This window comes from Gilliamella sp. A7, from assembly GCF_002142015.1.
GTDB classification, from domain to species: Bacteria; Pseudomonadota; Gammaproteobacteria; order Enterobacterales; family Orbaceae; genus Gilliamella; species Gilliamella apis_A.
The window spans coordinates 1-14843 of sequence record NZ_NASN01000058.1; the positions used below are offsets into that span (position 1 = coordinate 1).

11 protein-coding genes are annotated in these 14843 nt (G+C 34.0%); 6 read left to right on the forward strand and 5 right to left on the reverse strand.

The window, feature by feature from the left end; translation table 11 throughout:
• Positions 1 to 178: 178 nt before the first annotated feature.
• The gene (gene prfC, locus B6D18_RS10940; RefSeq protein WP_086364469.1) at positions 179 to 1771 is read right to left on the reverse strand and encodes a peptide chain release factor 3; all 1593 of its coding nucleotides are present in this window, start codon (positions 1769 to 1771) and stop codon (positions 179 to 181) included.
• 199 nt (positions 1772 to 1970) lie between these two features.
• Here prfC and ilvY point away from each other — a divergent pair, with 199 nt between their 5' ends.
• Together ilvY and B6D18_RS10950 are read left to right on the forward strand one after the other, a co-directional pair.
• Complete coding sequence (gene ilvY, locus B6D18_RS10945; RefSeq protein ID WP_086364470.1) at positions 1971 to 2873, forward strand: HTH-type transcriptional activator IlvY; 903 nt, start codon at positions 1971 to 1973, stop codon at positions 2871 to 2873.
• 64 nt (positions 2874 to 2937) lie between these two features.
• Entirely contained in the window at positions 2938 to 4989 is a 2052-nt protein-coding gene (locus tag B6D18_RS10950) for a 3-hydroxybutyrate oligomer hydrolase family protein (RefSeq protein WP_086364471.1), read from the forward strand.
• 73 nt (positions 4990 to 5062) lie between these two features.
• Here the strand turns inward: B6D18_RS10950 and B6D18_RS10955 are convergent, their stop codons facing one another.
• The 3 genes from B6D18_RS10955 to rlmF all read right to left on the reverse strand — a co-directional run bounded on the left by B6D18_RS10955 (position 5063) and on the right by rlmF (position 7808).
• On the reverse strand, positions 5063 to 5638 hold the full coding sequence (locus B6D18_RS10955; RefSeq protein ID WP_086364472.1) for an ACP phosphodiesterase: 576 nt from the start codon (positions 5636 to 5638) through the stop codon (positions 5063 to 5065).
• Positions 5639 to 5654: 16 nt separating this feature from the next.
• Positions 5655 to 6443, reverse strand: a complete 789-nt coding sequence (locus B6D18_RS10960; RefSeq protein ID WP_158092583.1) for a siderophore-interacting protein — start codon at positions 6441 to 6443, stop codon at positions 5655 to 5657.
• A 405-nt stretch (positions 6444 to 6848) separates the two neighbouring features.
• Entirely contained in the window at positions 6849 to 7808 is a 960-nt protein-coding gene (gene rlmF / locus B6D18_RS10965; RefSeq protein WP_086364474.1) for a 23S rRNA (adenine(1618)-N(6))-methyltransferase RlmF, read from the reverse strand.
• Positions 7809 to 8010: 202 nt separating this feature from the next.
• On the opposite strand from rlmF, the gene B6D18_RS10970 reads away from it, so the two are divergent.
• From B6D18_RS10970 to mscM, 3 genes are all read left to right on the forward strand, one after another.
• Positions 8011 to 9429 carry a sodium:proton antiporter gene (locus B6D18_RS10970; protein WP_086364475.1) on the forward strand — a complete coding sequence of 473 codons (1419 nt, stop codon included), beginning with the start codon at positions 8011 to 8013 and terminating at the stop codon, positions 9427 to 9429.
• A 249-nt stretch (positions 9430 to 9678) separates the two neighbouring features.
• A complete protein-coding gene (gene asd, locus B6D18_RS10975) occupies positions 9679 to 10527 on the forward strand; it encodes an archaetidylserine decarboxylase (RefSeq protein ID WP_086364476.1) in 849 nt (282 codons plus the stop codon).
• A gap of 3 nt (positions 10528 to 10530) precedes the next feature.
• Entirely contained in the window at positions 10531 to 13149 is a 2619-nt protein-coding gene (gene mscM, locus B6D18_RS10980; protein WP_086364477.1) for a miniconductance mechanosensitive channel MscM, read from the forward strand.
• On the opposite strand, the gene B6D18_RS10985 is transcribed toward mscM, so the two are convergent.
• Positions 13146 to 13676 carry a DedA family protein gene (locus tag B6D18_RS10985; protein WP_086364478.1) on the reverse strand — a complete coding sequence of 177 codons (531 nt, stop codon included), beginning with the start codon at positions 13674 to 13676 and terminating at the stop codon, positions 13146 to 13148. The two genes, mscM and B6D18_RS10985, sit on opposite strands and share 4 nt — an antisense overlap.
• Before the next feature lie 198 nt (positions 13677 to 13874).
• On the opposite strand from B6D18_RS10985, the gene fdhD reads away from it, so the two are divergent.
• Positions 13875 to 14687 carry a formate dehydrogenase accessory sulfurtransferase FdhD gene (gene fdhD, locus B6D18_RS10990; RefSeq protein ID WP_086364479.1) on the forward strand — a complete coding sequence of 271 codons (813 nt, stop codon included), beginning with the start codon at positions 13875 to 13877 and terminating at the stop codon, positions 14685 to 14687.
• Positions 14688 to 14843 lie beyond the last annotated feature (156 nt).

A 14843-nucleotide genomic window follows, 5' to 3' on the forward strand; every position in this document is an offset into this window, starting at 1 on the left:
ATACAGTGATAACCGTTATTTAAATAATAAAAGCAATTATCTATAGAATATGGTTAAACTAACATTATCGTATAAAAAATACAATAAATTAATAAAAAAAGGACTAAAAAATAGCCCTTCCTCATTATCACGTTATTAATAATATTCACATTGTTAATCTTAGTGAATAAGCAACTAATTAATGTTCACGTGTTTTTCTAAATTCAACACCTGGATAACGTTCTTGTGTTAAATTTAGGTTAACCATACTTGGAGCAATATAAGATAGATTATCCCCACCATCTAATGCCAAATTTTGCTCACATTTTCGTTTAAAATCTTCAAGTTTCTTAGCATCACTACATTCAACCCAACGAGCCGTTGTTACATTTACTGGTTCATAAATCGCTTCTACGTTGTATTCAGATTTTAAACGCGCAACAACTACGTCAAATTGTAACACCCCTACCGCTCCAACAATTAAATCATTGTTAGCAATTGGACGGAATACTTGTACAGCTCCTTCTTCTGAAAGCTGAACTAAACCTTTTAATAATTGTTTCTGTTTAAGAGGATCTTTTAAACGAATACGACGAAATAGCTCTGGAGCGAAATTAGGAATACCTGTAAATTTAAGATCTTCACCTTGGGTGAAAGTATCACCAATTTGTATAGTGCCATGATTATGCAAACCAATAATATCACCAGCATAAGCTTGTTCAACATGATCTCGATCACCAGCCATAAAGGTTAACGCATCAGAAATATTCACATCTTTTGCGATACGAACATGACGCAACTTCATGCCTTTCTCGTATTTACCCGATACAATACGCATAAAAGCAACTCTGTCACGATGTTTAGGATCCATATTGGCTTGGATCTTAAATACAAAACCAGTAAATTTTTCTTCAGTAGCTACAACTTCTCGTTTATCGGTCTGGCGAGGTTGAGGCGTCGGCGCCCAAGCAGTCAAACCATCAAGCATATGATCAACACCAAAATTCCCAAGCGCTGTACCAAAAAATACTGGAGTTAAATCACCAGATAAAAATGCTTCCAGATCAAACTCATTTGATGCACCTTGTACTAATTCAAGCTCATCACGAAGTTGCTGTGCTAAATCATCGCCAATTGTGGTATCAAGTTCTGGATTATCTAACCCTTTGATAATACGAACTTCTTGAATAGTATGACCTTTACCTGTTTGATAAAGATAGGTTTCATCTTTCGCTAAATGATAGACACCTTTGAATAATTTACCACAACCAATTGGCCAGGTAATAGGTGCACACATGATATTAAGTTCATTTTCAACCTCATCAAGTAACTCCATCGGGTCTCGTATATCACGATCAAGTTTATTCATAAAAGTCAAAATTGGCGTATTACGTAAACGCGTTACTTCCATCAATTTACGTGTTCTATCTTCAACACCTTTTGCTGCATCAATAACCATTAAACAACTATCAACAGCAGTTAACGTTCGATAAGTATCTTCAGAGAAGTCCTCATGCCCAGGAGTATCAAGTAAGTTAACTAAACAATCATTATAAGGAAATTGCATGACCGATGTGGTGATGGAAATACCACGTTGTTTTTCCATTTCCATCCAATCTGATTTAGCGTGTTGAGCATTAGCACCACGCCCCTTAACTGTACCCGCAGTTTGAATCGCTTGTCCAAACAACAATACTTTTTCGGTGATAGTCGTTTTACCTGCATCCGGGTGAGATATAATAGCAAAAGTACGACGAGCATTAACTTCGTCTAAATAAGCTTGTTCTGTCATAAAATTAATCAATTTAGCTAAGCAAAAATAATGGCGTATTCTAACAGGTCTACATCTATATTGCCATTGAAGAAGACTAATTTGCTATTTGCCTTATTGATATATCTGCGAATAATAGCGGTATTTAATACTGATGGTGATATAATCACTATTTGATAATAGTGTTTAATATTAGAAATATCTGAAAATAACCATTAATATGAATATTCGTGACCTAAAATTGTTTTTACATTTGTGTGAGACATGCCATTTTGGTATGAGCGCTGATGCAATGCATGTTAGTCCTTCCACGCTTTCGAGACAAATCCAACGACTTGAGCAACAATTTGGTCATCAATTATTTATTCGTGACAACCGACAAGTTCAAATTACTCACGAAGGCGAAAAAGTAAAACGTTTTGCTCTACAGGTTGTAAATCTACATCAACAATTAAAACAAGAGTTAGACCAAGCAGATCAACAATTGGTCGGTGAATTAACCCTATTTTGCTCGGTGACTGCTGCCTATAGCCACTTACCCGAAATATTAGACCGATTCCGCATTCACTATCCACTAGTTGAGATTAAACTATCTACTGGCGATGCCGCTGATGCAGTTGAGAAAATTCAATCTAATCAGGCTGATCTTGCTATTGCAGGAAAACCTAAACAATTACCTGCAGGTGTTGAATTTATAAAATTAGGCGAGATTGAAATGGTCTTATTAATTCCTAAACTCAATAGCTCATTTAGTGAGAAATTACATCAAAAAACGCCAGATTGGCACAATATTCCTTTTATTCTGCCAGAACATGGACCCAGCCGACAGAGAATTGATTTATGGTTCAAACAACAAAAAATAACCAGTCCTAGAATTTATGCAACAGTTGCAGGACATGAAGCAATTGTATCTATGGTTGCTTTAGGATGCGGTGTAGCATTATTACCGAAAGTAGTCATGGAAAACAGTCCAGAAAGAGTACGTGAGCGAATTACTGAATGGTCAACTAATTTAATGGAACCATTTGATGTGGGTATATGTGTCCAAAAAAGACGATTATCGGAAAAAATTATTTCAGCCTTTTGGGCTCTTGGTAGCAAAAATTTACCATCTAAAGAATAAATTATATAATTATCATAAATCATATGGAAAACTAAGTTAATTAAAAAAATAGGAAGTTACTGTAATGAACTTAATAATCAAAAATATAAAAGCTTTAACATCATTACTATTTTTACCAATACTTGCCGTTCCAAATATTGGCTATACCGATCAAAATAATCCCTACAATCCAAAGCCCCAATGGATTACCATACATAACTCAAACTACTATGATGGTGAGAGCGATGATCTAGTTACAGCCGGTATTGGTTTTACGCCCTTATCATCAATGATCCAAAAATTCAAATTTGCCGATCCAGCGAATCCAACTACACAAGAGCTTCGTCGTTCCAAACTAAATCGTTTTATCGATACAAAAACCGGTGAGGGTCAACTATTTGGCTTTAAACAACAAAATTTGTCCCCTTTATTTGATGGTAAAATAGCTGGTACCGAAATTTTAGCAACAATAAAAGATGGAAATGTTGGTGTTCTGTTACAAATTCCTGTTGATTTTGACAAAAAAAAACCATGTATTGTCGCTATTCCAGCTAGCAATTATGATGGTTTATATAATGCCAAAGATATGCAAATTCGAGGGCTTTGGGGATTAAAACACAATTGTGCAGTAGTCTATAATGATAAAGGATTGGGCAATGGTATCTATGATATTTCTAATCAACAAGGTTTTACCATAGACGGCAAAATTGCAAAAGATAATTTATTATTCAATCCCGAGATTAGAAATAGAGAAAATTTTATCCAGAATCATCCAAATAGATATGCCGTTAAACAGCTACACTCAAAACAGAATCCTGAACATAATTGGGGTAAATATGTTTTAGAATCTATTGAGTTTGCACTTTATGAAATCAATGATAGATTCTCAGCCAAAAATGCTCGAAACTTTAACAGCTATAATACGTTGATATTGATCTATGGCTCCGAGGATGGTGCTAGTGCCGCCTTGAAAGCCGGTGAGTTAGATAAAAGCGGTTTAATTAATGGCATTGTTGCGGTTAATCCACAAATACAACCAAATCCTGATATTGCCTCACTTATAATCCAGGATAGCGCAAGTATTAGAAGTTTCCAATATAATTCAATTCCTGATTATGCTACTGTCGCTGCACTTTATATTCCTTGTGCTATACCAGCAATTGAACCTAATAAATCGGACAATTATGTTCCTTATGCATCGAAATATTTATATTCACAAAATCGCTGTGATGCACTAAAAAAGGCTAATTTATTAACTACAGGTACCCCAGAAGAAGCCCTTAGAAAATTACAATATTATGGTTGGAATTCTGGGATAGAGATTCAATTACCCTATTTTTATTACAATGAATCAATAGCCTTTCCGTATCAATATATTAGTTCCTATGGCCGTTATGATGTTACAGAAAACATGTGTGATTATTCTGTCGCCAGCACTCAACAAGAGCCGCTCTATAATTTTGGCGAAGTAATGCCGTTAAAAGAGGTAAATTTCGCTGAAATCTGGTCTCTATCAAATGGCCATTTACCTATTTGGACCGATAAAAATGTTACCGCAATCGATATTGTGGCAAATCAGGATCTTGTTTCACCAAGACGAGAATGGTACTCAAGTTCGGAAACTAAAAATCAGGTAGATTATGGTACTAAAGGTGCCATTTGTTTACGAGAAAAAATAACTGAAAAACGAGTTAATGATGGACTCAAACAAGTACAAGCAACTGGAAACTTAAATAAAACTAAAACATTTATTGTACATGGCCAAAATAATGTCAAACAGTTAATAAACCATACATCTAGGCCATATGTTGCTTTAAATAGCGCAGTAGAAGGAAAAGAATCACAATTACGTTATATTGAAGTTGAAAATGCTAGTTATCTTGATGGTAAATCACCATTTGATAATACATTATTAGCTATAGATTATTACGGTGAAGATGCCATCGAATGGTTATGGGCTAATCTAAATAACAATACGACATTACCTGAAAGTCAGGTAGTTCATACTAAGCCACGAGGAGGTAGCATTGGCCAAGCTCCTCAAGCAACAATTGAAAACTTAGTACCGATAGCCCAAAAACCGGATAGCAATAACTTGATTGTAATTGAAAATAGAAAAATTAGTTTACCAAAATAAAACTATTCAACTTTTAATGGTTATCGAATGAATTTATGTAGTTAAATTATTCGATAACCATTATCTCATAAGCTTATATCGATTTTATAAATTTACATATTTTCGGATATAAATAAAAAAAATGTGTTTCTAATGCGCTATAATTTTGTTTAATATCAATAATAGTTTCTTGCAATAAATGAAGCTTTGGCCTTCGCTGCGCCATGCCTTTTAATACTTTGGCAATAAAATCGATTGAAGCATAATTTTCTAGCCATGATTTTTGCCACATCGCATTCATAAAATGTTGGTAATCCTTAGGATAATCAGCAAGATATGGCTGAATATAATTTTTAGTCATAATATTAAATGACGATAAAGTTTGGCTTGAACCAAACTCATGCCAATATTTTGATAAAAAATGATCCCAAACAATATCGAGCGTTATCGGAGCAACTCGTTGATGACTATTTCGAAACAACAATTTTGCTTGTTTAACATCGGGAAAACTATCAATAACTTTATCAACTTTTCGATGCAACATAACGCCATCAGCTATCTCTGTCGGGTACTGCAGATAAGGATCACCTTTTACAAAATCAGCAACTGTATTGCCAATTAGCGAGCTATTGGCAATTGTTGCTAAATGTAAATGCGCAAGAATATTCACAACGTTCTACCAACAATCAATCACGATGTTTAAATTCTCCTTCCGCAAATCCCTCTCGCCAATAGCTGGTGATCTGAATAGCATTAGGTTCTAAATTGTGATATTTATCTTTGATTGAATGACGTAATTGTTGTGCCAATGATCTTTCCATTCCCCCCCAAAACAATATATTATCTTGACCACTCAAATCGATGTTCATCACCGCTTCAACTAATTGATTAGGAGAATTTACATCCTTAACGAACCATTGAACTGTTACATTTTTGTTGATTGGTAGGCCTACAATATCCGTTCTGTGATTAACTTCAATAAAAGCTAATGCTGTTTGAGAACTGGGCAAATTTTCAAGCGTATAACAGATACTCGGCACTGCGGAAATATCGCCCATCAAAACTAAAAATTGATTATCAAATTCTAATTTACCAGCAGTACCTACAATACCAACTTGATCACCTATTTTGGCCTTTTGAGCCCAAACCGTCGCTAATCCGCGAGAATGAATAGCAAAATCAATGATTAGTTGATTGGTGGATTCATCATAACCACGAATACTATAGCTTCGCGCTAATTGGCGAATTCGATCACTGACCATGATTTTATTATTTTCGTCTAATTGCGGAAAAGTAATTTCACCAGTCAAAGGATCAGCAAAGAGTAATTTTAAATGAGGACAAATCCAACGAGGGTTGACTATCAATGGTGTATCACAGCTAAAATGCAAACGTAAAAAACTATGGGATAACTGTTCAACTTTAACAACTGTTAATAGCGCATTAATAATTGCTTTTCTTGGTCTCTCCTGCATATGATGATCCTTATATTGCTGATATAACATAAACATCATACAACAAAAAATAGATTAGATTAGGATATTTTTAAATAAGAAAATAATCAAAATAATTAATATCGTTTATTGTCAGAATTAAGATTGTAAAATTAATGGTTAACTATAATTGATAGGCTTAAAGAAAAAATCATTAAACTAATTTTAGTTAATCTAAACTCAATTGAATAATCAGACTTTTTAGATAAAAATGATGCTTTTTGAGCACAAATTACGATTTCAATCTCTACTAAGATAAATATTATGTTGAATTTAATCTTGCTAAAGAAATAGTTAATACTATTATTTTTTTATTTTAAAAATTTAATTTAATTCATAATTAATTAACGATATCGTTATTAACCTATCATTAAAAAACCCCTTTCCTCAAAATTTTTTGACCTGTTTTTGTCGTTGTTCTCGATCAAAAAACGTCCATGCAACAAAACGGCTAATTTTTTGGCCTTGAGCCATGGATATAATTTTGTATTCAGTTACAGATGCTTTTTTTAACTGTTTTTTTATGTTTGTCAGCGATTCTTTTTTTGAAACTAATGAAGTAAACCATAGGCATTGTGTTTTATAGTTAACACTTTCGGCTATCATTTTACCTATAAACGCACTTTCTCCTCCTTTGCACCAAAGTTCAGCATGTTGTCCACCAAAATTAAGCATAACTTGATCTTTTTCTGAACTTAATTTACCCAATTTTTGGAGTTTTGTATAAGCACTCGCTTGAGCCTGTTGCTTTGAATTATGAAAAGGAGGATTGCATAAAGTTGCCAAGTAAAATTCTTTCGGTTTAATGATATTGGCAAAAATAGCCTCGCTGTTCGGTTGTAAACGACATTGTAGACTATTTTTTAATAGTTTATTAGATTTTGCTATTAACAACGCAACCTTGATTGATATTGGATTGATATCACTGCCAACAAATGACCAACCATATTCAGCACAGCCAATAATCGGATAAATGGCATTTGCACCAACCCCAATATCTAAAATGCTAATTCTCTTACCCATAGGGATCTTATTCTGATTATCTTGCGCTAATAAATCAGCCAAATAGTGGATATAATCTGCTCGCCCTGGAATTGGAGGGCATAGGTAATCGTCTGGAATATCCCAATAAGAGAGTTGATAATAGTGTAATAAAAGTGCTTTATTTAGCATCTTCACGGCAACAGGATTAGAAAAATCAATCGTTACCCGACCATATTGGTTAGGTTTAACAAAGTTAGATAATGCTGGTAAAGTTTTAATAAGTAAATCAAATGGGTAGCCATTAATATGCTTATTACGATGATGTAAAACATCTTTGTTAATTGTTGCCGATGTTGTCTGCATGAATAATCCAATATGTAAAATTGCCGATTATTATAGTCTTTTTACACAAATATGCGAAAATAGCCAAAGCTTTTAGATAGTAAAAACCCCTTTCCTCAAATTTTTTATTACTGTTAAATTAAAATTTATTTAAGTGTAACTAATTCGAAAATTAACTGTGGATTTGTTATAATCTGCCACTTTTAATTCACATAATAACGCAATGAAACGTCTATCCAAATTATCAATAATACCATTTATTAGTTTAATGCTAATCTCTTTTCAACTGCATGCAAGCGAGTTTAATGGGCAGGAGTTATCGTTATTTTGGGCTATCCCATTTGTTGGAATTTTACTTTCTATCGCATTATGTCCTCTATTTTTAGCACGGCTGTGGCATCATCATTATGGCAAAATTATTCTGGTTTGGACGTTACTATTTCTAGGTTCTGCGTTATTTTCTTTTGGCTTATCTACCACAATTCAATTAACAGCTCATGCCATTATTGAAGAGTATATCCCTTTTATATTATTACTGTTGGCATTGTTCACTGTTTCAGGTGGTATTCTTATCAAAAGCGATAAAATAAGCACGCCAAAATCAAATGTTATTTTATTAGCCATTGGAGTAGTATTAGCTTCAATTATGGGAACCACCGGCGCAGCTATGTTAATGATTCGGCCATTACTGCGCGCTAATCGGCAACGACAACATTCAGTCCACACAGTAATTTTCTTTATTTTTTTAGTCGCTAATATTGGTGGTGGTTTGACACCTTTAGGTGATCCACCATTATTTATTGGTTTTTTAAAAGGTGTGAATTTTCTCTGGACTGTTAAACATATGTTATTGCCAGTTATTTTTACATCAGGTTTATTACTCATCATCTATTATTTTATCGATAGATATTATTATGTTAAGCAATATGGCAATATTTCCCTTTCTAATAGATCAGAAGTAGTTAAATTATACGGTCTAAAGAATATCGGTTTGCTAATGGCGATAATTGCTAGTGTGCTTTTATCTGGCATTTGGCATCCAGCGATAAACTTCACGCTATTAGGATCGCAAATTGAATTAGAAAATCTAGTTCGTGATGGCCTTTTTATTGCTATAACGATTCTTTCAATACTGATCACGCCAAAGCAAGTACGAGCTGGCAATGAATTTAATTGGGATCCAATCAAAGAAGTTGCCAAATTGTTTATTGGTATCTTTATTACTATAGTGCCCGTTCTGGCAATTTTGCGTGCCGGCAATGACGGTGCTTTGAGTTCTGTAGTATCATTGGTCACCAGTGAACAAGCCACACCAATAAACAGTATGTATTTTTGGTTATCGGGATCATTGTCAGGATTTTTAGATAATGCACCAACTTATCTGGTGTTTTTTAATTTAGCATCCGGTAATGCAACTACTTTAATGACCACTTATGCCAACACACTATTGGCAATTTCAATGGGTTCCGTATTTATGGGAGCATTAAGTTACATTGGTAATGCACCTAACTTTATGGTTAAAAGTATTGCCACACAATATAAAATTAATATGCCAAGCTTTTTTGGCTATATGAAATGGTCAATAGGAATTTTAATTCCAATATTTATTATTGATAATTTAGTATTTTTTGTATTGTATTAAATAGGATAAACAGAAAACCCATTCAACATAATCATATCAATATACATAATAAAAAATCTCTCAGATTTTCATTAAAACCTAATATAAAATATTAGGTTTTGCTTTAATGCACATAGCCAAATACGTTTGACAAAACTTTTAAAATGTTTGTGTTCTATATCACAAAATAAGGGTAAAAATGGTGTTTTTATACTTTCATTATAAATATTGATATAATGTCTCATTTAATAAATAAATTGAGAGTTATTTATGTTAAATCAATTAAAAGCAATAATTCAGTATCTTCTGCCTAAACAGTTATTAACCGTTATATTTGGTTGGTTAGCCAATAAACGTTTAGGAAAAATCACAACATGGATGATTATTGGTTTTTGTAAACTATACAAAATTGATCTAAGTGAAGCAAAATTAACTGATGCTAAAGATTATCCAACATTTAACGATTTTTTTGCTCGTGAACTTAATGAAGATGCGAGGCCTATTGATCCTGCGGCAAGTTCAATTGTTATGCCAGCAGATGGTGTAATTAGTCAATTTGGTAATATTCAAGATAGTTTATTGTTACAAGCTAAAGGCCATTTTTACTCATTAGAATCTTTACTTGCTTGCCATCCAGATATGATAAAGTTTTTTAAAAATGGGGCTTTTGCTACCACTTATTTATCGCCTAAAAACTATCATCGTTTTCATATGCCTTGTGATGGTATTTTACGTGAAATGATTTATGTACCAGGCTCACTATTTTCAGTTAACAAAGCGACAACTGAAAGCATTCCAAATATTTTTGCCCGAAATGAACGAGTAATTTGTTTATTTGAAACCGAATTTGGACCAATGGCTCAAATTATGGTAGGCGCGACTATCGTTGGTAGTATTGAATTAAATTGGGCTGGTATAATTACACCACCTCGTGATGGAGTGATGAAACGTTGGACTTATGCTGGTGAAGTTAAATTAGCAAAAGGCCAAGATATGGGATGCTTTAAATTAGGCTCAACCGTTATCACCTTATTTGCCTCCAACGCTATTGAATTTGATAGCCATTTAAAACATGGTGATATTACTCGAGTAGGTCAAAAACTAGCCGAAAGGATCTAATCTATGTTGATGCGTGGTTTTTTGTGTTGGATATTACTGGCTATTTCATGCTTTGCTGTAGCTGAAGAATCAATACCTGTTATTGATAATGAAGATCAACTTGCAGAAGTGATCACTAAACTTGATGAAAAAAATGAAGATCTTCGTCAGAATATGGAGTACCAAAAATCACATTTAACCAGCATCATTAATGAACAAAATAATATTAATACCCAAATTTCACATGTTCAAAATACCCTTGCCACGCTTGCTGAACAAGGTGAATGGTTAAGTTTTTCAACGGCGTTAGGTGAAACTCTGCGCCAACAACTATTGCGATTACCAGAAAAACCTAAGTCACAACCACTCGATGCTGAAATCGCTGAAGCAAAAGTTCAACAACTTAATTATTCAAATACCTTAAACGGATTAGAGAATTACCCAACATTAAGTATTTCTCTTAATAATCTTAAATCTGCCAGCCAATATCGACGATTATTACGCGAACAAAGCGAACTACTTAAAACATTAATTTCAGGGACCGATACCACGATCCTTGAATTAACTAAATTAAAAATTTCAAATAAACAATTAACTAATGCTATTGATGAAGTTAATGATGCAGCCCATCGTTACTTCTTTTGGGTTGCTGATGTTAACCCTATTTCACTTAGTTTTCCTTTAGACTTAGCCAAAGATGTGGTTTATGTCACCGTTTCAATTGATACTTTATCACAACTCTACAATGCTAGTTTAGAAGTTCTTAGCGCACCAAAACCACTATTCTTTTTAGTATTATCGATAATGTTTGTATATGTGCATTTTAAAATGCGTGGCAAGTACAACACATTTTTAAATAAATCAGCTACTCGAGTCGGCAAAGTCACTCAAGACAGTTATTCTTTAACTTTAAAAGTCATTATTTTTTCATTGATAATGGCATTACCTATACCTATTTTGTGGGCAGCGTTAGGTTATGCACTACAAATTAATTGGGATTACCCTGTCGCAGTTGCTTTAGGCTATGGTGTCAATGCCGCCGCACCTATTTTGTGGGTATTCATCATTACGGCACACTTTGCATCCCCAAATGGATTGTTTATTACTCACTTCGGTTGGGCAAAACAAAATGTTCGTCACGCAATGAAATACTATCAATTATCTGTTTGGGTTGTGATCCCATTAGTTGTCATTGTGATGAGTTTTGATCAGTTTAGTAATCGCCAATTTGCTGCAACTATTGGTCGTATAGCCTTTATTATTCTCTGTTTTGCTTTAGTATTTATGACTAATTCAATTCATAGAGCTGGCGTCCCTCTTTATATTGATAAAAAAGGTTCAGGGGATAACTTATTAAGTCATATTTTGTGGTTTATGCTATTAAGTGCACCTTGGCTAGCCATCATTGCTGCTTGTTTAGGTTATTTGTCGACAGCAGAAGTTTTACTGGGCAGATTAGAAGCCTCAGTCATAATCTGGTTTGGCTTATTAGTTATCTATTTTATGATTCGTCGTTGGATGTGGATACAAAAACGTCGTATTGAATTCGAACGGACTAAACAGCGCCGATTAGAACGAATGCAACGCGCCAAAGGCATAGAAGAAGATATAACTGCAATCAATGATAATGTTGATGAACCTATTATTGATTTAGATGCGATTAGTGCTCAGTCATTACAATTAGTCAGATCGATTATTATGCTAATAGCCTTAATTAGTATGATCTTACTTTGGTCTGAACTTCATTCGGCTTTTGCTTTTATGAATAATATAAAGCTTTGGGGCACAAGTACTATCATTAATGGTACTGAACTTGAACAACATATTACGCTTGGTGCGGTGTGTATCGCTATTTTAGTCATGACCATTACTGTTCAATTAGTTAAAAATCTACCGGCCTTACTTGAATTAGGTATTTTACAACATTTAGATTTAGCACCAGGTACAGGATATGCGATCACAACGTTATCGAAATATATTATTTTGATGATAGGTTGTATGATTGCTTTTTCATTCATTGGTATAGATTGGGCTAAAATTCAGTGGTTAATTGCTGCACTTGGTGTTGGTTTAGGTTTTGGTCTACAAGAGATCTTTGCTAATTTTATTTCCGGTTTAATTATTTTGTTTGAAAAACCAGTGCGGATTGGCGATACCGTTACGATTCGAGACTTAACCGGTAATATCACTAAAATTAGTACACGAGCGATTACTATAGTTGATTGGGATCGTAAAGAAATTGTCATGCCGAATAAGGCATTTATTACTGAACAATTAGTCAATTGGTCATTATCAGATTCAATCACACGTATAGTATTAACCATACCAGCAACCATTGATGCAGATAGTGAACTGGTTATGAAACTTTTACAACAAGCTTCTGAAGAGTGTGAATTTGTACTTAACGATCCAGAACCACAAGTCTTTTTAGTTGATATTCAAGAAGGAATCCAACTGTTTGAATTACGCGTATTTGCAGCAGAAATGGGACATCGAATGAAATTACGTAGTGCGATACATAAACTGATTCTGGATGCTTATCGACATCATAACTTGACCTTACCATTCCCACCATTACAAACGAACTTAGAAGCGCTTGGACGCAAAAGTGGCCGCCGAAGTTACACTATTGGCACAGTTTAGCCAAAAATAGTTTCTAACCATGGCACTCCAAAAGCTCCGGGTGCCAGTAGAACAAATGCCCAAATAGGTGCAGAAGCCACATTAGCAATATTGAATTTTGTTGCTGGCATATGCATAGTGCCAGCGATCAATGGAACGACTGCTCGTAAAGGCCCAAAAAATCGTCCAATAAACACCCCAAAAGTCCCATAACGCTGAAAAAACTGTTCAGCACGAAATACCATTTTCGGATATTTATTCAATGGCCATGAAGCAATTACCTGTTGATGATAATGTTTGCCTAACCAATAAGATATAAAATCGCCAATAATAGCCCCTAACGATGCAGCAATCAAAACTGGAGCAAACGAAATCACTCCTGTTCCAATCAAAGCCCCAGCTCCTAACAAAATCGCGGTAGCAGGTACCAGTAAGGAAATAATGGCCAATGATTCACCAAATGCTAATAAAAAAATAATTGGCAACGACCACATTTGATGAGTTTCAATAAATTGCATAATCGTATGCGTCATTTCATTTAATGACATAAAATTGCCTACCATACTTATTTTGGATAGGCTTTATTCTAACACAACAAATATATGATAGTTCTAATCGGATTAACCATTGTTAGAATCTTACAAAATTAACAAACCTAAATATTGGGCTTTTTATTGATATTAAGCTAAGTTATTATATTTAAAACTATAGCTAGATTTAGTCAGACAATTATTACGAGATAAACCATGGCAGTGGGCATTGAAAAGTTTAATGTAAATAAATTTAAACATGGTCAATTACATCCATCAGAAGAAGATACCATAGCCACAGAAAAGCCTGTTGCGCTAATTTATAATGGTATTTCTCATGTTGTCATGATGACAACTCCGAAAGATCTCAGTTATTTTGCTATTGGTTTTTCATTAACTGAAAAAATTATAGAATCAGTTAGTGAGATTTACGGTATTGACATTAATGAAACAGAACAAGGCATTGAAGTCCATATTGAACTATCTTCAAGACGTTTTATGCAATTAAAAGAAAAGCGTCGTAATTTAGCCGGTCGTACTGGTTGTGGTATTTGTGGCACTGAACAAATAGAGCAAGTTTGTCAATTTACTCCCCCCCTTTTATCAAACAATAAAATTCGTTTATCTGATTTTCATCATGCCCTTGATTATCTAAGCCAAGTTCAAACTGTGGGAGGTCAAACCGGCTGTACGCATGCTGCAGTATGGCTGAGTTTAACCGGTAATTTTATTGCTGGATTTGAAGATATCGGCAGACATGTTGCATTAGATAAATTGTTAGGTTATCGGGCGAAACTACAACAAGAAACTAAGCAAGACATACAAGGAATAATCCTTGTTTCGAGCCGAGCTAGTTATGAAATGGTGCAAAAAACAGCACGTTGTGGTGTAGAAATCCTTTTTGCCGTATCGGCCGCAACGACAATGGCAATTGAACTAGCTAAACAAAGTAATTTAACTTTAGTAGGTTTTTTTAGAAACACCCAAGGAGTGATTTATACTGATAGTGAACGAATCACTGAAAAATAGTCTATCAATAATAAATTCATAGTAAACAATAACTTTACATAACCAATAAAATAATTAACTATTCAACTTATTGATTTTTAATATAAAAATAAATTTAATTCAATATATATTATTTCACATCTTTCTTTATTTATCGAAGATCATCATAATATACGC